At 73.6% G+C, this 21,838-nt stretch carries 19 protein-coding genes; 8 read left to right on the top strand and 11 right to left on the bottom strand.

Features of this window, described 5'->3' with window-relative positions:
* Positions 1-51: 51 nt before the first annotated feature.
* Positions 52-804 carry an IclR family transcriptional regulator gene (locus tag BMY40_RS20520; RefSeq protein WP_093661735.1) on the bottom strand — a complete coding sequence of 251 codons (753 nt, stop codon included), beginning with the start codon at positions 802-804 and terminating at the stop codon, positions 52-54.
* A 5-nt stretch (positions 805-809) separates the two neighbouring features.
* Positions 810-1,781, bottom strand: a complete 972-nt coding sequence (locus BMY40_RS20515; protein WP_245770201.1) for a sugar kinase — start codon at positions 1,779-1,781, stop codon at positions 810-812.
* Positions 1,782-2,099: 318 nt separating this feature from the next.
* On the opposite strand from BMY40_RS20515, the gene BMY40_RS20510 reads away from it, so the two are divergent.
* Together BMY40_RS20510 and BMY40_RS20505 are read left to right on the top strand one after the other, a co-directional pair.
* Positions 2,100-3,464 (top strand): amino acid deaminase, encoded by a 1,365-nt coding sequence (locus tag BMY40_RS20510; protein ID WP_093661731.1) that lies wholly within the window; start codon positions 2,100-2,102, stop codon positions 3,462-3,464.
* A gap of 55 nt (positions 3,465-3,519) precedes the next feature.
* A complete protein-coding gene (locus tag BMY40_RS20505; protein ID WP_093661729.1) occupies positions 3,520-5,118 on the top strand; it encodes an N-acyl-D-amino-acid deacylase family protein in 1,599 nt (532 codons plus the stop codon).
* A gap of 54 nt (positions 5,119-5,172) precedes the next feature.
* Here the strand turns inward: BMY40_RS20505 and trhA are convergent, their stop codons facing one another.
* Positions 5,173-5,907 carry a PAQR family membrane homeostasis protein TrhA gene (gene trhA, locus BMY40_RS20500; RefSeq protein WP_093661727.1) on the bottom strand — a complete coding sequence of 245 codons (735 nt, stop codon included), beginning with the start codon at positions 5,905-5,907 and terminating at the stop codon, positions 5,173-5,175.
* 237 nt (positions 5,908-6,144) lie between these two features.
* Between trhA and BMY40_RS20495 the strand changes: the two genes are divergently transcribed.
* Complete coding sequence (locus BMY40_RS20495; protein ID WP_093661725.1) at positions 6,145-7,980, top strand: phosphoenolpyruvate carboxykinase (GTP); 1,836 nt, start codon at positions 6,145-6,147, stop codon at positions 7,978-7,980.
* 117 nt (positions 7,981-8,097) lie between these two features.
* Here BMY40_RS20495 and BMY40_RS20490 read toward each other — a convergent pair whose 3' ends face one another.
* The 4 genes from BMY40_RS20490 to BMY40_RS20475 form a co-directional block, all read right to left on the bottom strand.
* Entirely contained in the window at positions 8,098-8,523 is a 426-nt protein-coding gene (locus tag BMY40_RS20490) for an SCO4983 family protein (RefSeq protein ID WP_093661723.1), read from the bottom strand.
* A 175-nt stretch (positions 8,524-8,698) separates the two neighbouring features.
* Positions 8,699-9,910, bottom strand: a complete 1,212-nt coding sequence (locus tag BMY40_RS20485) for a pyridoxal phosphate-dependent aminotransferase (protein ID WP_093661774.1) — start codon at positions 9,908-9,910, stop codon at positions 8,699-8,701.
* A gap of 126 nt (positions 9,911-10,036) precedes the next feature.
* Positions 10,037-12,139 (bottom strand): thioredoxin domain-containing protein, encoded by a 2,103-nt coding sequence (locus tag BMY40_RS20480; protein ID WP_093661721.1) that lies wholly within the window; start codon positions 12,137-12,139, stop codon positions 10,037-10,039.
* A gap of 119 nt (positions 12,140-12,258) precedes the next feature.
* On the bottom strand, positions 12,259-12,756 hold the full coding sequence (locus BMY40_RS20475) for a MarR family winged helix-turn-helix transcriptional regulator (RefSeq protein WP_093661772.1): 498 nt from the start codon (positions 12,754-12,756) through the stop codon (positions 12,259-12,261).
* A 254-nt stretch (positions 12,757-13,010) separates the two neighbouring features.
* Here BMY40_RS20475 and ilvA point away from each other — a divergent pair, with 254 nt between their 5' ends.
* The 3 genes from ilvA to BMY40_RS20460 all read left to right on the top strand — a co-directional run bounded on the left by ilvA (position 13,011) and on the right by BMY40_RS20460 (position 16,418).
* Complete coding sequence (ilvA, locus tag BMY40_RS20470) at positions 13,011-14,255, top strand: threonine ammonia-lyase (protein WP_093661719.1); 1,245 nt, start codon at positions 13,011-13,013, stop codon at positions 14,253-14,255.
* A gap of 289 nt (positions 14,256-14,544) precedes the next feature.
* A complete protein-coding gene (locus BMY40_RS20465; protein ID WP_093661717.1) occupies positions 14,545-15,561 on the top strand; it encodes an ATP-binding cassette domain-containing protein in 1,017 nt (338 codons plus the stop codon).
* Positions 15,558-16,418 carry an ABC transporter permease gene (locus tag BMY40_RS20460; RefSeq protein ID WP_093661715.1) on the top strand — a complete coding sequence of 287 codons (861 nt, stop codon included), beginning with the start codon at positions 15,558-15,560 and terminating at the stop codon, positions 16,416-16,418. The genes BMY40_RS20465 and BMY40_RS20460 overlap by 4 nt, the downstream gene beginning before the upstream one ends.
* Positions 16,419-16,554: 136 nt before the next feature.
* Here BMY40_RS20460 and greA read toward each other — a convergent pair whose 3' ends face one another.
* A complete protein-coding gene (gene greA, locus BMY40_RS20455) occupies positions 16,555-17,052 on the bottom strand; it encodes a transcription elongation factor GreA (RefSeq protein ID WP_093661713.1) in 498 nt (165 codons plus the stop codon).
* Between the two features lie 142 nt (positions 17,053-17,194).
* Positions 17,195-17,620 carry a DUF4307 domain-containing protein gene (locus BMY40_RS20450; RefSeq protein WP_093661711.1) on the bottom strand — a complete coding sequence of 142 codons (426 nt, stop codon included), beginning with the start codon at positions 17,618-17,620 and terminating at the stop codon, positions 17,195-17,197.
* A 105-nt stretch (positions 17,621-17,725) separates the two neighbouring features.
* Here BMY40_RS20450 and mca point away from each other — a divergent pair, with 105 nt between their 5' ends.
* Complete coding sequence (mca, locus tag BMY40_RS20445) at positions 17,726-18,598, top strand: mycothiol conjugate amidase Mca (RefSeq protein ID WP_093661710.1); 873 nt, start codon at positions 17,726-17,728, stop codon at positions 18,596-18,598.
* 4 nt (positions 18,599-18,602) lie between these two features.
* A complete protein-coding gene (locus BMY40_RS20440; protein ID WP_093661708.1) occupies positions 18,603-18,815 on the top strand; it encodes a hypothetical protein in 213 nt (70 codons plus the stop codon).
* Positions 18,816-18,999: 184 nt separating this feature from the next.
* On the opposite strand, the gene secD is transcribed toward BMY40_RS20440, so the two are convergent.
* A complete protein-coding gene (gene secD, locus BMY40_RS20435) occupies positions 19,000-21,312 on the bottom strand; it encodes a protein translocase subunit SecD (protein ID WP_245770200.1) in 2,313 nt (770 codons plus the stop codon).
* Positions 21,313-21,375: 63 nt separating this feature from the next.
* A complete protein-coding gene (locus tag BMY40_RS20430; RefSeq protein ID WP_093661706.1) occupies positions 21,376-21,753 on the bottom strand; it encodes a hypothetical protein in 378 nt (125 codons plus the stop codon).
* Between the last annotated feature and the right edge of the window lie 85 nt (positions 21,754-21,838).

The following is a 21,838-nucleotide window of genomic DNA, read 5'->3' as shown; positions in this document are numbered from 1 at the left end:
GGCTCAGGGGCTCAGGGGCTCAGGGGCTCAGGGGCTCAGGGGCTCAGGGGCTCAGGAGGCGGGCGGCCTGCCCGAGTACTCGGCGCTGACGGCGTCGGCCGTACGCCGCACCAGGGGCAGCAGGCGCATGAGTTCGTCGGCGCCCGCGACGGCGGCGGGCGCGGAGACCGACAGCGCGGCGGCGACCCGGCCGTCCGCGCCGCGCACGGGGGCGGCGACGCAGTTGACCGTCTCCTCGTGGCCGCCCAGGTCGGTGGCCCAGCCCTGCTCGCGCACCCGGGCCAGCTCCTTCAGGAAGGCGGCCGGCCCCGGCGTGGAGCGGGGCGTGTGGCGGGGGTAGTCCAGGCGTTCGGCGAGCGCGCGCCGCTCGTCCTCGGGCAGGTCGGCGAGGATGACCTTGGCGACCGCGGCGACGGTGACCGCCACCGGTCTGCCGATGCGCGAGTACATCCGCACCGGGTAGCGGCTCTCGACCTTGTCGATGTAGAGGACCTCGTCCTCCTGCCGCACCGCCAGGTGGACGGTGTGCCCGCACGCCTCGTTCAGCTCGGTCAGGTACGGGTGGGCGACGGCGCGCACGTCGATGTTCTCCACGGCCTCCTGGGCCAGCGCGATCAGCCGCGCCCCCAGGCGGTAGCGCTGGTCGCCCTGGCGGTGGACCATGCCGTGCTCGTGCAGGGTGCGCAGCAGCCGCAGGGCGGTGGACTTGTGGACGTCCAGGTGCCGGGCGACCTGTTCGAGGCCTGCCGGCCCGCGCGCGAGCAGGGGGAGGATGCTCAGCGCCCGGTCGACGGTCTGGCTCATCTGTCTCACGCCTTCCGTGTGGTCCAGCCGGGGGTGAGCCGCAGTCTGCCCCAGGCGGTGTCGTCGAGCGCGGCCAGCCGGTCGGCCAGGGCCCGGGCGGGCGGCTCGGCGAGGTCGCCCGGGCAGGTGAGCGCGGCGGCGGCGGCCAGATGGCCGTGCCGCAGCCGTGTCCGCAGGGGCAGTCCGCGCAGGGTGGCCGAGAGGAACCCGGCGGCGAAGGCGTCCCCGGCGCCGACGGGGTCGGCGGTCTCCACGGACAGGGCGGGCACGTGGCAGGAGCCCGAGGAGGTGTGGGCCGCCGCGCCCCGGGCGCCGTCCTTGACGACGAGCACGGACGGCTCCGGCAGCAGCTCGCGCACGGCGGCGGACCCCGCCGCGCCCCAGGCCGCCCGCGCCTCGTCCGCGCCGGTGAAGACCAGGTCGCAGCGGCGGGCGAGGTCGAGCAGGACGCCCGGGTCCCGCCTCTTCCACAGCCCCACGCGGTAGTTGACGTCGAAGGAGAGCAGCGGCCGCCCGGGCCGGGGCGCGGTCAGCTCGTACAGCAGCGCCAGGCAGCCGCCGGACAGGGCCGCCGTGATGCCGCTGAGGTGGAGGATCCGGCCGGAGTCGGCGGCGGCGCGGTCGACGGTGGCCGGGGACATCGCGGAGGCGGCCGATCCGGTGCGGTGGTAGAGCACCTCGGCCAGGGCCGGGTCGGTGGGCCGCTCGCCGGTGGTGGAGCGCTCGCCGCCGGTGCGGAAGTAGACGCCGGTGGGACGGTCGGGGTCGCGCACCGCGGAGACGTCCACGCCGTGGGCGGCGATCTCGGCCAGTACGTGGTCGCCGAAGCCGTCCGTGCCCACACGCCCGATCCAGCGGACCCGGTGCCCGGCGCGGGCGAGCAGGCAGGCGGTGTTGGACTCGGCGCCGCCGACGCCGCGGACGAAGACCGGGGAGTCGGCGAGCCGGCCGGGGCCGGCGGGCCGGAAGGCCGCCATGGTCTCCCCCAGGCAGACCACGTCGAAGGGGGCCCCGGAGTGGGGTACGGGGGCCGCGGGGTATGTGGAGCGTGCGGAGTGCGCGGGGGGCGCAGGGGGCTGTGGAGGTCCGGGAGGCTCGGGAGGTGGTGCCACGGTCGCCCCTCCCTCCACGGCTTCCGGGCGGCTCGCGGGCCGCTCCCGTCCCGGCCGTCCGTTGACCGGGCGTTCGCGGGGATGCTAGACAGCAGCGAGCACCATGCGCAACAAGCGTTGCACATGGCGCAATACCAGTCCCCGGGCCGGCCCCGGGGCCCGTCCCGGAGTCCGGAGTTCACCATGGCCGCCGAGCACCCCGAGCACCCCGAGCACCTCCAGCGTCCCGAAAGCCCCCGGCGCACCGGGGGCCCCGGGCACGCGGATCCCGTCGCCCGTCTCGCCGACGAGGTCGTCGACCACCGCTTCAAGGGGCTGCCCCCGGACGCGGCCGGACTGACCGTGGGCGAGCTGGCGGCCGAGCGCCGCCCGCTGTTCACCGGCGGCTTCACCACCCCGGTGCTGACGCTGGCGGCCGGGGCGCTGGAGCACAACCTGCGGCAGCTCGGCGCCTACGCCGCCCGGCACGGTCTCGCCTTCGCCCCGCACGGCAAGACCTCGATGTCCCCGCAGCTCTTCCGCCGCCAGCTCGACCACGGCGCCTGGGGCATAACGGTGGCGGTGCCCTCCCAGGTGCGCGTCTGCCGGGCCTTCGGGGTGCGGCGGGTCTTCCTGGCCAACGAGGTGGTGGACGCCGCCGCGCTGCGCTGGATCGCCGCCGAGCTGGCGGCGGACCCGGAGGCGGTGATCGTCTGCTACGTGGACTCGGTGCGCGGCGTGGAGCTGATGGACGCCGCCCTGGCCCCGGCCCGCGACGCCTCCCCCGCCCCGCGCCCCCTCGACGTCGTCGTCGAACTGGGCGCCCCGGGCGGCCGTACCGGTGTGCGCACGGCCGGGGAGGCGGCCCGGGTGGCACAGGCGGTGGCGGAGGCGCCGTCCCTGCGGCTGGCCGGTGTCGCCGGGTACGAGGGCGAGGTGCCGGACGCCGACGCCGGGCGGGTGCGCGCCTGGCTGGAGGACCTGGTCGCACTGGCCGCCGACCTGGACGCGGCGGGCCGCTTCGCCGCTCTGGGGCCGGAGGAGGAGATCGTGGTGAGCGCGGGCGGCAGCGCCTGGTTCGACGTGGTGGCCGAGGTGTTCGGACGCGTGCCCGAGCTGTCGCGGCCGGTGCTGAGGCTGCTGCGCTCGGGCGCGTACGTCTCGCACGACGACGGCCACTACCACCGCGCGACCCCGTTCAACCGCGTTCCCGGGCAGGGCTCGCTGCTGCCGGCGTTCCGGCTGTGGGCGCAGGTGGTCTCCCGGCCCGAGCCGCACCTGGCGTTCCTCAACGCGGGCAAGCGCGACGCCTCCTACGACCTGGACCTGCCCCAGCCGGTGGCCGTCCGCACCGCCGGCGGCGCCGAGCGGGCCGCGGACGGGGTGGAGGTGGTGAAGCTGGCCGACCAGCACGCCTTCGTCCGCCTCGCGCCGGGCGCGGAGCTGGAGGTGGGCGACTGGGTGGCGCTGGGCCTGTCGCACCCGTGCACGGTCTTCGACCGGTGGCAGCTCATCCCGGTCGCCGAGGCCGACGGCACCGTCACCGACTTCGTCCGCACCTTCTTCTGACCCCCTCCCCCGCCCCTGTCCCTGTCCCTGTCCCCGAACTGAACCGGAGTCCGCCGTGGATCTCGTCCTGCGCGGCGCGCGCGTCGCCGACGGCACCCCGTCCCCCGCCCACCGGGCCGACGTCGGCGTCGACGGCGGCCGGATCGCCGTGGTCCACCGCGAGGGGGATCCGGGACCGCGCCCCGGCGCGCGGCGCGTGCTGGAGGCGGACGGCCTCGTCCTCGCACCCGGGTTCATCGACATGCACGCCCACAGCGATCTGGCCCTGCTGCGCGACCCCGCCCACCTGGCCAAGGTCGCCCAGGGCGTGACCCTGGAGGTGCTCGGGCAGGACGGCCTGTCGTACGCGCCGGTGGACGACCGCACGCTGGCGCGGGTGCGGCAGGCGATCACCGGCTGGAACGGGGACGGCTCGGACGTCGAGTTCGACTGGCGGACCGTCGGGGAGTACCTGGACCGGCTCGACCGCGGCACCGCCGTCAACGCCGCCTACCTCGTCCCCCACGGCACGGTGCGGGCGCTGGTGGTCGGCTGGGAGGACCGGCCCGCCACGGACGGGGAGCTGGAGAAGATGCGGCGCCTGGTGGCCGAGGGCCTGGAGCAGGGCGCGATGGGGATGTCGTCCGGTCTGACGTACACCCCGGGGATGTACGCCCCGGACTCCGAGCTGACCGAGCTGTGCCGGGTGGTGGCGTCCTACGGCGGCTACCACTGCCCCCACCACCGCTCCTACGGCGCCGGCGCGCTGGAGGCGTACGCGCAGATGGTCGAGGTCGCCCGCGCCTCGGGGTGCGCCCTGCACCTGGCGCACGCCACCGTGAACTTCTCCGTCAACGCCGGACGCGCCCCCGAACTGCTGGCCCTGCTGGACGCGGCCCTGGACGGGGGCGTGGACCTGACGCTGGACAGCTACCCCTACCTGCCCGGCTGCACCACCCTGGCCGCGCTGCTGCCGAGCTGGGCGGCCGAGGGCGGTCCCGAAGCAACCCTGGCCCGGCTGCGGGACCCGGCGGCCTGCGCCCGGATCCGGTACGCGATGGAGACCGAGGGCTCGGACGGCTGCCACGGGGTGCCGGTCGACTGGGACACCGTGGAGGTCTCCGGGGTGACCGACCCCGCCCTGGCCGGATACGTGGGCCGCACGGTCGCGCGGTCGGCGGCCGAGCGCGGCGAGGAGCCGTTCGCGGTGGCGCGGCGGCTGCTGCTGGCGGACCGGCTGGGCACCACCGTCCTCCAGCACGTCGGGCACGAGGAGAACGTCCGGGCGATCATGCGGCACCGCGCCCACACCGGCGGCAGCGACGGCATCCTCGTCGGCGGACGGCCCCATCCGCGGGCGTGGGGCGCCTTCCCGCACTACCTGGGCCGCTATGTGCGCGAGCTGGGCGTGCTGCCGCTGGAGGAGTGCGTGGCGCACCTGACCGGGCGGCCGGCCGCCCGGCTGCGGCTGCCGGACCGGGGGCTGGTGCGCGAGGGGTACCACGCCGACCTGGTGCTGTTCGATCCGGAGACGGTGGCGGCGGGGGCGACGTTCGACGCGCCGCGCACCCCGCCGCTGGGCATCCCCCATGTGCTGGTCGGCGGCCGGTTCGCCGTCGAGGACGGCCGCCGCACCGGTGTGCTGGCCGGCCGCTCGGTGCGGCGCGGCGGCTGACGCCCGGCCGGGGGCGGGGGCGGGGCCGCAGAGCCGGGCGTCAGGCGTCAGGCGTCAGGTGGCGTTGTAGGCCACCAGGGAGATCCCCACGTAGTGGACGGCGAAGGCGGCCAGCGTGAGGGAGTGGAAGACCTCGTGGAAGCCGAACCAGCGCGGTGAGGGGTTGGGCCGCTTGATGCCGTAGACGAGGCCGCCCACGCTGTAGAGGAGGCCGCCGACGATCACGCACACCAGGACGGCGACGCCGCCCGCGCGCAGGAAGTCGGGCAGGAAGAACACCGCGGCCCAGCCCATCGCGATGTAGCAGGGGGTGTAGAGCCAGCGCGGCGCGCCGACCCAGAAGACGCGGAAGGCGATGCCGGCGACGGCGGCGGCCCAGATGCCCCACAGCAGCAACTGGCCGCGGCCTCCGGGGACGAGCAGGATCGTCAGGGGCGTGTAGGTGCCCGCGATGATCAGGAAGATGTTCGCGTGGTCGAGGCGGCGGAGCACCGCGTTGGCGCGCGGGCCCCAGTTCCCGCGGTGGTACAGGGCGCTGACGCCGAACAGCAGACAGGCCGTCAGCGTGTAGACCGCGCAGGCCAGACGGCCGCGCGGGGTCTGCGCCAGGGCGGTCAGGAAGATTCCCGAGACCAGCACGGCCGGGAACATCCCGGCGTGCAGCCAGCCCCTCAGACGGGGTTTGACGGGGTGGACGAACCCCTCGGCAGCGCGGTCCTCACGGCCGTCGCGGTCGTCACGGTCGTCGGCGGGCAGAGTCCTGGGGGATTCGGGCACTGCGGCGGTCATACGTCTCATCGTACCTACGTGACCGTAGGTCTCCCCGCCGCGTGGCCATGCTCACCATACGGCCGTCTGGACAGAATCGCCCCGAAGGCGGAGTATCAAATGAGCGTGGTCGGCACCGGATGAGCAACGCCGCAGCATCCGGGTCGCAGCCCCCACGGGGCCGTGTCTGAAATACGGATGAACAAAACGGATACACGTGCGGTATCCGGCATGGAACCCTCGACATCTGGAGCGATTGTGGCGCGCAGTACTGCGGCTCCCGGCAACACGACCCCCACCCGTCACCAGGAGCTGACCGCCTGGGTCGACGAGATCGCAGCCCTCACCCAGCCCGACCGCGTCGTCTGGTGCGACGGCTCGGAGGCGGAGTACGACAGGCTCTGCGCGGAGCTGGTCGAGAAGGGCACCTTCACCGAACTCGACCCGATCAAGCGCCCCAACTCGTACTACGCCGCCTCCGACCCCTCCGACGTGGCGCGCGTGGAGGACCGCACCTTCATCTGCTCCGAGAAGGAGGAGGACGCGGGCCCCACCAACCACTGGATGGACCCCGCGAAGATGCGCGAGGTCTTCACCGGGACCGGCGGCGAGGGCGGCATCTTCCGCGGCTCGATGCGCGGCCGGACGATGTACGTCGTCCCCTTCTGCATGGGCCCGCTGGGCTCCCCGCTCTCCGCACTGGGCGTGGAGATCACCGACTCCGCGTACGTGGCCGTCTCCATGCGGACGATGACCCGCATGGGCAGCGCCGTCCTGGAGGAGCTGGGCGAGGACGGGCGGTTCGTCAAGGCGGTCCACACCGTCGGCGCCCCGCTCGAGCCGGGCCAGGAGGACGTCCCCTGGCCGTGCAACCCCACCAAGTACATCTCCCACTTCCCCGAGACCCGCGAGATCTGGTCCTACGGCTCGGGGTACGGCGGCAACGCCCTGCTGGGCAAGAAGTGCTACGCGCTGCGCATCGCCTCGGTGATGGCGCGCGACGAGGGCTGGCTCGCCGAGCACATGCTGATCCTCAAACTCACCCCGCCCCGCGGCGAGTCGAAGTACGTCGCCGCCGCCTTCCCCAGCGCCTGCGGCAAGACCAACCTGGCGATGCTGGAGCCGACGATCCCGGGCTGGACGGTCGAGACGATCGGCGACGACATCGCCTGGATGCGCTTCGGCGAGGACGGCCGCCTCTACGCGATCAACCCCGAGGCCGGCTTCTTCGGCGTGGCGCCGGGCACCGGCGAGCACACCAACGCCAACGCGATGAAGACCCTGTGGGGCAACGCGATCTTCACCAACGTCGCGCTCACCGACGACGGCGACGTGTGGTGGGAGGGCATGACCGAGGAGCCCCCGGCCCACCTGACCGACTGGCGGGGCAACGACTGGACGCCCGACTCCGGCACCCCGGCCGCGCACCCCAACGCCCGCTTCACCGTGCCCGCCTCGCAGTGCCCGATCATCGCGCCGGAGTGGGAGGACCCCAAGGGCGTGCCGATCTCGGCGATCCTCTTCGGCGGGCGCCGCGCCAGCGCGGTGCCGCTGGTGACGGAGTCCTTCGACTGGCAGCACGGCGTCTTCCTCGGCGCCAACGTGGCCTCGGAGAAGACCGCGGCGGCCGAGGGCAAGGTCGGCGAGCTGCGCCGCGACCCGTTCGCCATGCTGCCGTTCTGCGGCTACAACATGGGCGACTACATGGGCCACTGGCTGGAGGTCGGCGCCAAGGCCGACCCGGCGAAGCTGCCGAGGATCTACTACGTGAACTGGTTCCGCAAGGACGACGGCGGCCGGTTCGTGTGGCCGGGCTTCGGCGAGAACAGCCGGGTCCTCAAGTGGATCGTCGAGCGCCTGAACGGCGAGGCGGAGGGCACCGAGACGCCCATCGGCATCGTCCCGGCCAAGAGCTCCCTGGACACCGACGGCCTGGCGCTGCCCGACGCGGACCTGGAGTTCCTGCTGAAGGTGGACGAGAAGGTGTGGCGCGAGGAGGCCGCCCTCATCCCCGAGCACCTGAACACCTTCGGCGACCACACCCCGAAGGCGATGTGGGACGAGTACCGCGCCCTGGTCGAGCGCCTGGGCTGAGCGGCCGGCGCCCGTACGGCGGGGGCGGCCGGAATCCGCCCCGTGAGAGGCCCGCGGGCCCTGTCCCGGCACAGGATGCCGGGACAGGGCCCGCGGGCCTCGCCGTACCGGCGCCGGTCAGCCGACCTCGGCCAGGCCGAGCGCCCTGGCGTGGGCCTCCATCCGCTCGGCGGCCAGTTCGGCGGCCGCCGCGTCCGAGCGGGAGGTGGCCACGACGAGGGCCTGCCCGGCGAGCGTGTGGGCCCGCTGGTGGAGGGCCGCGACGCGGGAGGCGCCGGCTCCGGCGGCGGACGGCTCGGCCCGCAGCGGGGCGCGCCCTCCGCACAACCGGGTGACCTGGGCGTCGAGCCGCTGTGCGGCGTCGTCCAGCTCCGCGTCCGGGGTGTGGGCGCGGAGTTCGTCGGTCACGGTCAGCAGCGCGGTCAGATGGCCGGCGAGCCTGTTGTCCAGCTCCTCCTCACGGGAGCGGCGCGGGAGGAGTCCCTCGGTCCTGGCCGGATCGGCCATGGTGTGGACCGACGGCGTGCGAATCGGTTCGTACATGGGATGGCCTCCTGGCTGATGCAGGAGTCCATCTTAACTTGGACTCTGTCTAAAGTTGTCGCGGGTGCAGAAAGTTTCCCGGCGCCTTCGGCCGCTCCCGCCAGGCCTTTCCCGTCCGTCCGGACTCCGGTCGCCCCGCACCGCCCACCGGGCGCGGGCGGCTCCTCGGTGCGTCTCAGTGCTGGCCGTAGCCGTCCAGGAACTTCCCGATCCGCTGCACCGCGTCCGCCAGGTCCTGCGCGGGAGGCAGCGTGACGATGCGGAAGTGGTCCGGCTCGGGCCAGTTGAAGCCCGTGCCGTGGACGACCATGATCTTCTCCGCCCGCAGCAGGTCGAGGACCATCTGCCGGTCGTCCTTGATCTTGTAGACCTGGGGGTCCAGCCGCGGGAAGAGGTACAGCGCTCCCCTGGGCTTCACACACGTCACACCCGGGATGGACGTCAGCAGGTCGTACGCGGTGTCGCGCTGCTCCAGCAGCCGCCCGCCCGGCAGCACCAGATCGTTGATCGACTGGCGTCCGCCCAGCGCGGTGGCCACCGCGTGCTGGGACGGCATGTTGGCGCACAGCCGCATGTTGGCCAGGATCGTCAGGCCCTCGATGTAGCTGGCGGCGTGCGTCTTCGGCCCGCAGACGGCCATCCAGCCGCAGCGGTACCCGGCCACCCGGTAGGACTTGGACAGCCCGTTGAAGGTGACGGTCAGCAGGTCGGGCGCGATGGCGGCGGTGGGGGTGTGGGTGGCGCCGTCGTAGAGGATCTTGTCGTAGATCTCGTCGGAGTAGACGATCAGGTCGTGGCGGCGTGCGATGTCCGTCAGGCCGCGCAGCACCTCTTCGCCGTAGACGGCGCCGGTGGGGTTGTTGGGGTTGATGATGACGATCGCCCTGGTGCGGTCGGTCACCTTGCGCTCGATGTCGGCGAGGTCCGGCATCCAGTCGGACTGCTCGTCGCAGCGGTAGTGCACGGCGGTGCCGCCCGACAGCGAGACCGAGGCCGTCCACAGCGGGTAGTCCGGCGCCGGCACCAGCACCTCGTCGCCGTCGTCCAGCAGCGCCTGCATCGACATCTGGATCAGCTCGGAGACGCCGTTGCCGATGTAGACGTCCTCGACGTCCAGCTCGATGCCCTTGGTCTGGTAGTACTGCATCACCGCGCGCCGGGCCGCCAGCAGACCCTTGGCGTCGCCGTAGCCGTGCGCCGACCCGACGTTGCGCAGCATGTCCTCGAGGATCTCCGGCGGGCACTCGAAGCCGAAGGGCGCGGGATTGCCGGTGTTGAGCTTGAGGATGCGGTGACCCGCCGCCTCCAGCCGCATGGCCTCCTCGAGAACCGGGCCCCGGATCTCGTAGCAGACATTGGCGAGTTTCGTCGACTGGATCACCTGCATGACGGCCACTGTACGGACACCTCCGGCGAGGCGCTCCGTGTTTTTCCCCACGTGGGCGCCGTACGGGTGACGCACGGGCGGCGTACGGACCGCCGCGGGGGCCTCCGCGGGGGCCTCCGCCCGTCCTCACGCCCCGGCGGACGCCCCCACAGCCCCCACCGTCCGCGCCAGCCGCTCCGGATCGGCCGTGGGGGCGTCGCACGCGAAGTGCCGGCAGACGTACGCGGCCGGGCGGCCGTCCAGCAGCGGCCGGTCGCGCAGCAGCGCGGGCGTGTCCGCGTCCGCGCCGCCCCCACCGTCCGCGCCCCCGGCGCCGTCCGCCGCCGGCTCGCCGACGGCCACCACCGCGCCGGGCGCGGTGGCCAGCAGTGCGGTGCGGTGCAGCACGGCGGTGGCAGGGTCGCCGGCCGGACCGACCACCGCGATCTCGCGCGGCCCGTCCAGCGCCGCCTCGGCAGCGGCCAGCCCCCAGCCGATGAAGCGCGGTACGCGCGGGGCCAGCGCCGTCACGACGCCCAGCGCCCGCTCGGCGGCCTCGCGGTGGCGGGAGGAGCCGGTGTGGGCGGCGTACGACAGCAGGGCCGCGGCGGCGGCCGTCCAGCCGGAGGGCGCGGCGTTGTCGGTGGGGTCCTGGGGGCGGCGGATGAGCCGCTCGGCGTCGTCGGCGGTGTCGTACAGGGTGCCGTCGTCGGCGGTGAAGCGCCTCAGCACGGTGTCCAGCAGGGTGCCCGCCAGCTCCAGCCAGCAGCTCTCGCCGGTCACCGAGTACAGGGCGAGGAAGCCCTCGGCCACGTCGCCGTAGTCCTCCAGCACCCCGGCGCCGGAACCCGCGGCGCCGTCGCGGGAGGTACGCGCCAGGCGTCCGCCCTCGTCGAGGTGGACGGCGACCAGCAGGTCGGCGGCTGCGGTGGCCGCCTCCACGAGGTCGGGACGGTCGAAGTAGGCGCCGGTCTCGGCGAGCGCGGCGATCGCCAGCCCGTTCCAGGCGGCGACGGCCTTGTCGTCCCGCTCCGGGCGCGGGCGCCCGGAGCGGGCGGCCAGCAGCCTGCTCCGTACGGACTCGATCCGCCCGGCGTCCGCGGGGCCGTCGGCGTCCGGGAGCCGGAGGACGGAGGCCCCCTCCTCGAAGGTGCCCTCCTCGGTCACCCCGAAGTGGGCGGCGGCCAGTTCGGCGTCCTCCTCCCCGAGGACCCCGCGCAGCTCGGCGGGCGTCCACACGTAGTACGCGCCCTCCCGGTGCCGCCCGGTGCCGTCGTCGCTGTCGGCGTCCAGCGCGGAGGCGAAGGCCCCCTGGGGGGTGCGCAGTTCGCGGACCATGAAGTCAGCCGTCCCCAGTGCGACCCGCCGCGCCCGCTCGCTGCCGGTGGCGCGCCACAGATGCGCGTACACCCGGCACAGCAGGGCGTTGTCGTACAGCATCTTCTCGAAGTGGGGCACGATCCAGGCGCCGTCCACCGAGTAGCGGGCGAAACCGCCGCCGAGCTGGTCGTAGATGCCGCCGCGGGCCATCGCCTCGCAGGTCGCCTCCACCATCTGCAGCGCGCCCTCGGAACCGGCGCGGGCGTGGTGGCGCAGCAGGAACTCCAGCACCATCGACGGCGGGAACTTCGGCGCGCCGCCGAAGCCGCCGTGCCGCGCGTCGAACTCGCGGGTCAGTCCGAGCAGCGCCGCGCCCAGCTCCTCCGGCCGGGGCGGGCGCGGGGCGTCCCCGCCGTCGCCGTAGCCGATGCTCCGCCCCGCCAGGTCCTCCACGATCCGCCCGGCCACCTCGGCGACCTCCTCGCGCCGGTCGGTCCAGGCGGCGCGCACCCCCTCCAGCACCTGGCGGAAGGAGGGCAGCCCGTGCCGGGGCTCGGGCGGGAAGTAGGTGCCGAAGTAGAACGGCTCGCCGTCCGGCGTCAGGAAGACGGTCATGGGCCAGCCGCCCCGGCCGGTGGCGGCCTGGACGGCCTCCATGTAGACGGCGTCGACGTCCGGGCGCTCCTCGCGGTCGACCTTGACGGACACGTAGTGGGCGTTGAGGTAGTCGGCGGTGGCCCGGTCCTCGAAGGACTCGTGCGCCATCACGTGGCACCAGTGGCACGAGCTGTAGCCGACGCTGAGCAGCACCGGGACGTCGCGCCGTCGCGCCTCCTCGAACGCATCCGGCGACCAGGGCCACCAGTCGACGGGGTTGTCCGCGTGCTGGAGGAGGTAGGGGGACGTCTCGGCGGCGAGTCGGTTGGCCATGTCCCCATCCTGCCTCCTGTGCGCCCGGGAGGGGCAAACGCCGCGTCGCGGCCGCAGCGCGGAGGCTCGTCCCCGCCCGCCCCCGGACGCCTTCCGGGGGCGGGCGGGGGCGGACGGCGTCAGGAACCCTCGGCCTGGAAGTCGGAGAGGGCCTGGTTGAAGCGGGTGAGCAGTTCGCAGAAGACCGTCCGCTCCTCCTCGCTCCAGTCCCGCGTCAGCAGTTCCATCAGTTCGCGCCGCGAGGCGCGCACCTGTTCCAGCCGCGAGACGCCGCGCGGGGAGAGCTGGAGGACCACGGCGCGGCCGTCGTCGGGGTGGGAGGTGCGTTTGACCAGGCCGGACTCCACCAGCGGGGCCACCTGGCGGGTCACTGTCGAGGAGTCGATCCCCATGCCCGCGGCGAGCGCCTTGACGCCCGTGGGCCCGTCCCTGTCCAGCCGGTTGAGCAGCAGGTAGGCGGCGCGGTCCATGGAGTTGCGGGCCTGTCCGACGCCGCCGAGCCGGGTCTGCTCCGCGCGGCGCGCGAAGAGGGCCACCTGGTGCTGCAGGGTGTCGAGAAGGGGTGCGGAGCCGGTCCGGTCCTGGTCGGGGTCCGGGCGGCCTGCTGTGGGGGGCATGCTGGCCTGCACGCTCTCTTCGCTCGTTTCGTCGTGGGGGTGGGCGGTCGTCATGTCCGGGTGCGTGGGCATGGCCGGTTGCTCGCTTCTTCGTGAATACGGGGTACGACGGGCTGAGGGTGTGCCACAGAGTACGCGCCCCGGGTCCGCCCCGTACCGGCACCGTACGAATGAGCGGCTCCCGCCGCGGGATACCGCGGGGCCCGGCCAGGTCCCCGCGAGCCGCCCGCGAGCCGGGCTGCCAGACTGGCGGCATGGTCGCCAGCACTGTCCAGCACACCGGCCGCGACGAAGCGCCGGCACTCACCCTCGACGACGTACGCGCCGCCCAGAAGACGCTCTCCGGGGTGGCCCGGACGACCGCGCTGGAGGGCAGCCGCCACCTCGGCGAACTGGTCGGCTCGCCCGTCCACCTCAAGTGCGAGAACCTCCAGCGCACCGGGTCGTTCAAGGTCCGCGGCGCGTACGTGCGGATAGCCGCGATGTCCGCCGAGGAGCGCGACCGCGGGGTCGTCGCCGCCTCCGCGGGCAACCACGCGCAGGGCGTCGCCCTGGCCGCGTCCCTGCTGGGGGTCCGCTCGACGGTCTTCATGCCGGTGGGCGCGGCGCTGCCGAAGGTGGCGGCGACCCGCGACTACGGCGCCCGGGTGCGGCTGCACGGACAGGTGGTGGACGAGACGCTGCGGGCGGCGCAGGAGTACGCGGCCGAGACCGGCGCGGTCTTCATCCACCCCTTCGACCATCCCGACATCGTCGCCGGCCAGGGCACGGTGGGGCTGGAGATCCTGGAGCAGTGCCCGGAGGTCCGCACGGTCGTCGTCGGCATCGGCGGCGGCGGGCTGGCGGCGGGGCTGGCACTGGCGGTGAAGTCGCTGCGGCCGGACGTGCGCGTGGTCGGGGTGCAGGCCGAGGGGGCCGCGGCGTACCCGCCCTCGCTGACCGCCGGGCACCCGGTGACCTTGGACTCGGTCTCGACGATGGCCGACGGGATCATGGTCGGGCGACCCGGGGACGTGCCGTTCGGAATCATCGCCGAGATGGTCGACGAGGTCCGTACGGTGAGCGAGGACGCGCTCTCCAGTGCGCTGCTGCTCTGCCTGGAGCGGGCCAAGCTCGTCGTCGAGCCGGCCGGCGCCAGTCCGGTGGCGGCGCTGCTGTCGGCTCCGGAGAGCTTCGAGGGGCCGGTGGTGGCCGTGCTCTCCGGCGGCAACGTCGATCCCCTGGTGCTGCAGCGCACACTGCGGCACGGCATGGCGGCGGCGGGCCGCTACCTGTCGCTGCGGCTGCGGCTGACCGACCGCCCGGGAGCGCTGGCGGCGCTCCTGGCGGAGCTGTCGGTGGCGGACGCCAACGTCCTGGACATCAGCCACGTGCGGACCGACCCCCGGCTCGGGCTGACGGAGGTGGAGGTGGATCTGCACCTGGAGACCAAGGGCCCGCAGCACTGCGCCGAGGTGAAGGCGTCGCTGGTCAGAGCCGGCTACACGGTGACGGGCTGAGGCACGGGGCAGGCCGCGCGCGGCGGTGCGGAACGGGCCGCCGCTTCCGGGCGCGGGCGTGCCGGGCGACACGCCCGCAGAACACACCGTAAATCGTTTTACGCGACATATCGCGTTGCTGCATAGTGCTGACCCGCACCACGCTCGCGGCGTGTCCGCGCGCATCCGCCCGCACCGTCGCATTCGGTGCGGAGCGACTCCTCACCCCGCGTTGCCCATCCCTTCCGGATTCATCGAATTTCCCGTCCTTCTCGAATTCTCCGACCACCCACACCCATGGGAGACCTCCATGCCAGGTGCCATCCACGCCGAAGGGCTGGTCAAGACCTTCGGCGACGTCAGGGCTCTGGACGGTGTCGACCTCGACGTCCCCGAAGGCACCGTGCTGGGCCTGCTCGGACCCAACGGCGCCGGTAAGACCACCACCGTACGAGTGCTGACCACCCTGCTGCGGCCCGACAGCGGCCGCGCGGTCGTGGCGGGCATCGACGTGCTCAAGCACCCCCAGGAAGTGCGCCGCTCCATCGGCCTGTCCGGGCAGTTCGCCGCCGTCGACGAGTATCTGACCGGCCGTGAGAACCTCCAGATGGTCGGCCGCCTCTACCAGATGTCCGCACGCGACGCCAAGCGGCGGGCCGCCGAGCTGCTGGAGCGGTTCAACCTCGCCGACGCCGCCGACCGGACCGCCAAGACGTACTCCGGCGGCATGCGCCGCCGCCTCGACCTCGCCGCCGCGCTGGTCGTCAGCCCGCCCGTGATGTTCATGGACGAGCCGACCACCGGCCTGGACCCGCGCAACCGCCAGGCGCTGTGGGAGGTCATCGAGGAACTGGTCGCCGGCGGCACCACGCTGCTGCTGACCACCCAGTACCTGGAGGAGGCCGACCGCCTCGCCCACGACATCGCCGTGGTCGACCACGGCCGCGTCATCGCCCGCGGCACCTCCGACGAACTCAAGGCCCGCATCGGCGGCGAGCGCATCGAGGTCGTCGTGCACGAGCGCGACGACATCAGCGTCGCCGAGGAGGTCCTGCGGGGCCTGGGCAGGGGCGCGGTCGCGCTGGAGGAGCACACCCGCAGGCTGACCGTCCCGGTCGTCGGCGGCGCCAAGCTCCTGGCCGAGGCCATCCGGGAGCTGGACACCCGCAGCGTGGAGATCGACGACGTCGGCCTGCGCCGCCCGACCCTCGACGACGTGTTCATCTCGCTGACCGGCCACGCGGCCGAGGAGGCCGGGGCCGGCGGGAACGGCGCGGGCGACCGGGCCGACGCGCAGGCCGCGGACCGGAAGGAGACCGCCAAGTGAGCACCACCACCGGTTCCGCGCCCGCCACCCGCGCGCCCCGCGCGGGCGGCGGCATCGGACAGTCCGTGACGGACTCGCTGACCATCGCCAAGCGCAACCTGCTGCGGATGATGCGCATCCCGGAGATGGTGATCTTCGGCCTCATCCAGCCGGTCATGTTCGTGGTGCTGTTCAGCTACGTCTTCGGCGGCTCGATCAGCATCCCCGGCGCCGGTGTGGACGCCGGCGCCTACCGCGAGTTCCTCATGGCGGGCATCTTCGCCCAGACCGTCACCTTCGCCACGGCCGGCGCGGGCGCGGGCATCGCCGAGGACATGCACAAGGGCCTCATCGACCGCTTCCGCTCCCTGCCGATGGCGCGCGGCGCGGTCCTGACCGGCCGCACCCTCGCCGACCTCGTCCAGACCGCGCTGACCCTGGTGGTGCTGGCCGTCGTGGCGACGATCGTCGGCTGGCGGGCCCACGAGGGTGTCCTCAAGGCGCTGGCGGGCTTCGGCCTGCTGCTCCTGCTGGGCTACGCCTTCACCTGGATCGGCGCGCTGATCGGCCTGTCGGTGCGCACCCCGGAGGCGGCGACCTCCGGCGGGCTGATCTGGCTGTTCCCGCTGACCTTCATCTCGATCGCCTTCGTGCCCTCGGAGAACATGCCGTCGTTCCTCCAGCACGTCGCCGAGTGGAACCCGTTCAGCGCGACCGTGCTGGCGGCCCGCGAGCTGTTCGGCAACCTTCCGCCCGGCTACCAGGCGCCCGACGCCTGGCCCATGCAGAACCCGGTACTGGCCTCGCTGCTGTGGTCGGCGCTGATCATCGCGTTCTTCCGCACCCTGGCGGTGCGCAAGTACCGCTCGGCGGCCTGACCGCCCGGCCCGCGCGCCCGGCCCGTTCCCGGGCACGCCGGAGTGCGGCGAACCGGCCCCCGGCCGCCACGGAAACCTTCCGTGGCGGCCGGGGGCCGTACGTCGTCCGGGGCGGGACGGGGCCGTCCCGCGGGGCTCAGCCCTGGTACGGCTTGGCCTCCAGGACCCGCACCGAGGCCGTCTTGCCGTTGGGCAGCTCGTACTCGGCGTCGTCGCCGACCTTCTTGCCGTTCACACCCCGGCCCAGCGGGGACTGCGGGGAGTAGGTCTCGATGTCCGAGCTGGCGTACTCGCGGGAGGCGAGGAGGAAGGTGATCGTGTCGTCCTCGTCACCGTCGAAGGCGACGGTGACCACCATGCCGGGCTCGACCACGCCGTCGTCCGCGGGAGCCTCGCCGACCTTGGCGTTCTCCAGCAGCTGGGTGAGCTGGCGTACCCGCAGCTCCTGCTTGCCCTGCTCCTCCTTGGCCGCGTGGTAGCCGCCGTTCTCGCGGAGGTCGCCTTCCTCGCGGGCCGCCTCGATCTTCTTGGCGATCTCGATGCGGGCAGGACCCGACAGGTACTCCAGCTCGGCCTTGAGCTGGTCGTACGCCTCCTGGGTGAGCCAGGTGACGTTGTCGCTGGTCTGGGTCACAGGTGCTCCTCGTAGGTACTCTCGGGATATAAAGCAACGCCCTACCCGAAGGGTGCGCCTTCATGGGTGGGCGAAACCACGAGCCTAACAATTCCGCCGGAAAAGGGAAGAAGGTTAAACCTTCAGGGCTCGGGGAAGATCGTCAGTTTCCGCCGGCCGCCGTACAGCCGACCAGCTGCGCGCTGGTGGCCCGCTTGGTGGTGCGTACGGTGACGACCTCGTCGATGCGGCTCCGCGGCCCGTCGAAGGTGAAGTCGGCGCGGCCCACGTCCCCGCCGTCCTCCGCGAGGGTGTTGACGGTGCACACGCCGGTGACGTCCTCGTCCTTGCGGACCTCCAGGTGGACGGCCACCTCGCGGTCCGAGACGATCTCGAACTTGATCAGCTCGCCGCTGACCTTCGTCCCGGCGACGTAGGACACCCCGAACCAGGCGATCAGCGCCACGAACACCGCGCCCAGCACAGCGCCGACCACCATCAGGCGGCGGTCCGAGCGCGCGTCCCGGGAACGCCCGTACCGCCCCTGGGGCAGTCCCGGGCGCGTGGGGTCGGCCGGACTCGTCGCCATGTCCTGTAGGTCCTTCGGTCCTTCGGTCCTGTCGGGAATACAAGCGGATACCGCTTCGGTCACTATAGAAGCCGTCTCCCATGACCAGGTAACGAGGATCGAGCCTTGACTGAACAGCTCAGACTGATGGCCGTGCACGCGCACCCCGACGACGAGTCGAGCAAGGGCGCGGCGACCATGGCGAAGTACGTGTCCGAGGGGGTGGACGTGCTGGTCGTGACCTGCACGGGCGGGGAGCGCGGCTCCATCCTCAATCCCAAGCTCCAGGGCGACGCCTACATCGAGGAGCACATCCACGAGGTGCGGGCCAGGGAGATGGCCGAGGCCCGCGAGATCCTGGGCGTGAAGCAGGAGTGGCTGGGCTTCGTCGACTCCGGTCTGCCCGAGGGCGACCCGCTGCCGCCGCTGCCGGAGGGCTGCTTCGCGCTCCAGGACGTGGAGGAGGCCGCCGAGCGGCTGGTGCGCAGCATCCGCGCCTTCCGGCCGCATGTGGTCACCACCTACGACGAGAACGGCGGCTACCCGCACCCGGACCACATCATGACCCACCGGATCACGATGGCGGCCTTCGACGCCGCGGGCGACGCCGACCGCTACCCGGACGCGGGCGAGCCCTGGCAGCCCCTGAAGCTCTACTACAACCAGGGCTTCAACCGCCCCCGCACCCTCGCCCTGCACGAGGCGATGCTGGAGCGCGGCCTGGAGTCCCCCTACGGCGAGTGGCTCAAGCGGTGGGAGGAGTTCCAGCGTCCCGAGCGCACGCTGACCACCTATGTGCCCTGCGCGGAGTTCTTCGAGGTCCGGGACAAGGCGCTGATCGCCCACGCCACCCAGATCGACCCCGACGGCGGCTGGTTCAAGGTCCCGATGGAGCTCCAGAAGGAGGTCTGGCCGACGGAGGAGTACGAGCTGGCCAAGTCCCTGGTGGAAACGTCCCTCCCCGAGGACGACCTCTTCGCGGGCATCCGCGACAATTGATGCCATGAGCCCGACCACTCTCGCCCTCACCCAGGCCCCCGGCCTCGCCGACCTCGCCAAGGAGTTCGACGAGACCAAGGTGACGCCCGGCATCCTCGGCTTCCTCGTCTTCGCGGCGCTGGGGCTGGCCGTCTGGATGCTGATGAAGTCGCTGAACCGCCACATAGGGAAGGTCGACTTCGAGGAGTCGTCCGCCCCGGACACCGGGCGGTCCTGACCCCGTCCGGCACCGCCCCGTACAGCCGCCGTACACCGGCCCGGCCGCGCGGCCGGGCACCGCACGCGCAGCGCACACCGCACACACCGGAGCGCCGCCGCACACCCCCTCGGGTGTGCGGCGGCGCTCCGGTGCGCCCCGGCGGGCCGGGGCGCCGCGCCCGGGCCCGCCGCCGCCCGGTCCGTCAGACCTGTGCGCCGCTGTCGCCCCGCTCGCGCCCGTCCCGCGCCCCGAAGCCTCCCGAGGCCGCCGACGACCGGGACCGCGCCGGCCTCGGCGGCGGCGCGCTGCTGTGCGCCTCCAGCTCGATGGCCAGGGGCGTCGCGGTGAACACCGAGGACCAGGTGCCCACGACGATGCCGATCAGCAGCGCGACGGCGAAGTCGGTCAGGGTGTCGCCGCCGAGCAGGGCGAGCGCGGCCAGGATGAACAGCGCGCCCATGCCGGTGTTCACGGTGCGGGGCACGGTCTGGAGGACCGCGGCGTTGGCGACCTCGGCGAAGGGCTCCTTGCGCCGGGCCGTCCACAGCTCGCGCACCCGGTCGAAGACCACCACCGAGTCGTTGACCGAGTAGCCGATCACGGTGAGCAGGGCGGCCAGGAACACCCCGTCGACCGGCTTGCCGAGCCAGGCGAAGATCCCGACGAGGATGAGCACGTCGTGGACCATCGCCAGCACCGCGCCCACCGAGAAGGTCCAGCGGAAGCGGACCGCCAGATAGAGCATCTGGGCGGCCAGCGCGATGCCGAGGGCGATCAGGGCGCCCCTGCGCAGCTCGTCCCCGAGGCTGGGGCCGATCAGCTCGTCGCGGATCTTCTCCGTCTCCCCTCCCAGCTCCTCGATCGTCTCGGCCACCTCGGCCGCCTCGGCGTTGGACAGCTCGTCGGTGCGCACCGTGAGGTCGCCGTCCCCCGAGGTCTGGACGACGGCGCGGGGGAAGCCCGCGTCCGCCAGCGCCGAGCGCGCCTGCTCCGGGTCGACGGGGGAGGCGGTGGAGTACTCGATCAGCCGCCCGCCGGTGAACTCCACCCCGAAGTCCAGCCCGCGCGCCACGATGCCCGACCCCGCCAGGACGACGGCGGCCAGCGAGATCGCCAGCCAGCGCCGCCGCCGGCGCATCAGGTCCGGCTCGCGGCGGTTGATCCACTCCCGCACCCGGCCCACGCCCGCGATGCCGGTGAGTCCCGGCCGTCTGCGCAGCGCGTCGCGGGAGACGGCGAACTCGGTGAGCACCCGGGTGATCAGCAGGGCGCTGACCATGGAGGCGAGCACACCGATGGACAGGGTCACGCCGAAGCCGCGCACCGGTCCGGAGGCGAAGAAGAACAGCAGCCCGGCGGCCAGCAGCGTGGTGACGTTGGAGTCGGCGATGGCGCTGAGGGCGTTGCGGAAGCCCTCCGTCAGGGCCCTGAGCAGGTTCTTGCCGCGGCGGGCGGCGTACTCCTCGCGGGCGCGTTCGAAGACGAGCACGTTGGCGTCCACGGCCATGCCGATCGCCAGCACGAAACCGGCCAGTCCCGGCAGGGTGAGGGTGGCGCCGAGCGCGACCAGCGCGGCGTAGGAGATGAGCCCGTAGCAGGCCAGGGCCACGGCGGCGAGGGCGCCCAGCAGGCGGTAGACGGCGATGATGAACAGCGCGGTCAGCGCGGTGCCGATGACCGCGGCCCGGGCGCTGGCCTCGATGGCCTCCTGGCCCAGGGTCGGGCCGACGGTGCGCTGCTCGATGATCTCCACCGGCACCGGCAGGGCGCCGCCGTCGATGAGCAGGGCCAGCTCCTTGGCCTCCTCCTGGGAGAAGTTGCCGGTGATCTGGGTGGAGCCGCCGGTGATGCCCCGCTCACAGGCGACCGAGGGATCGACCTGCGGCGCGGAGATGATCTCCTCGTCCAGGACGATCGCCACCCGCCGCTTCGGGTCGCCGGGCGGGGCGCAGGCGGCCTGGCCGGTCAGTTCGGCCCAGGCCGCCTCGCCGCCGCCGCGCAGGTCGACGGTGACGTACCAGCCGCCGCCGGTCTGCTGGTCGATGGCGGCCTCGGCGTCCTCCACCCCCTCGCCGGTCAGCTCGGCGGGCCCCAGGCGCAGCCGCTGGCCGGAGGTGTCGGGCAGTACGCGTTCGCCCTCCTCGGCCTCCTCCCCCTCGGCGGCGGCGCCGAGGACGGGGTGGAAGGTGAGCTGCGCGGTGCGGCCGAGGACGTCGGCGGCCTCGCGCGGGTCCTGCAGTCCGGGCAGTTCGACGATGATCCGGTTGTCACCGGACCGGGTGATGTTCGGTTCGGCGACACCGAGCGCGTCGACGCGGCGGCGCAGCACCTCCAGGGTGCGGTCGGTGGCCTCGCGGTCGGCCTCGGTGGTGGGCGAGTCGCGGGTCTCCAGCACGATCTGGGTGCCGCCGCGCAGATCGAGGCCGAGCCGCGGGGAGGAGGTCACCGCGGCGTAGACGGACAGGGCGATCACGGCGAGGGCGAGGAGCGCCCGCACCAGGGTGGCGCGTTTCAAGGTATGCCTCCAGCAGGGCGCCGCGGCCGGGTGCCGGCCGCGGCGGTGGGACGACGGGAAACGTCAGCTGCCCGGCGGAGGCGGCGGCGCCCGGCCCTGATGGCGTGCGGTGTACGGGGGACGGCCGGCGGTGTGCGGCGGGGGTGCGGGCGGGCGTATGCCCGCGGCGGGCCGGGCGGGGCGGGCCCGGGCCGGCAGGGCGGCCCCCGCGGGGTGCGGGGCGTGCCGCTCGGCCGCGGTGTCCCGGTGCAGCAGGGGGGTGCGGTCGCACTCGGCCGCACAGGGCCCGTCGGCGGTCTGCGCGCCCGCGGCGCCCGGCGCGGCGGGCGGGGCGGGGACGAGTGCGGAGGCGGCGGGCGCCAGGGCGCCGAGCAGGAGGGCCGCCACCGCCAGCAGGGCCCGGACCGGCGCGGCGCGGAGCACGGCGGACCGCTGGTCCATGCCGCCTCCTCCTCCGCCGTCCTCGGCCGCCCTGCGCCGGCACCCTCCGGCACCGTCGGGGCACCGCCGGTGCCCGCCCGCATCC

Origin of the sequence: Streptomyces radiopugnans, assembly GCF_900110735.1 — a bacterium.
Lineage (GTDB): Bacteria > Actinomycetota > Actinomycetes > Streptomycetales > Streptomycetaceae > Streptomyces > Streptomyces radiopugnans.
The sequence above is the reverse complement of the archived record's forward strand: the minus strand, read 5'-3'. Positions and strand labels throughout refer to the sequence as shown.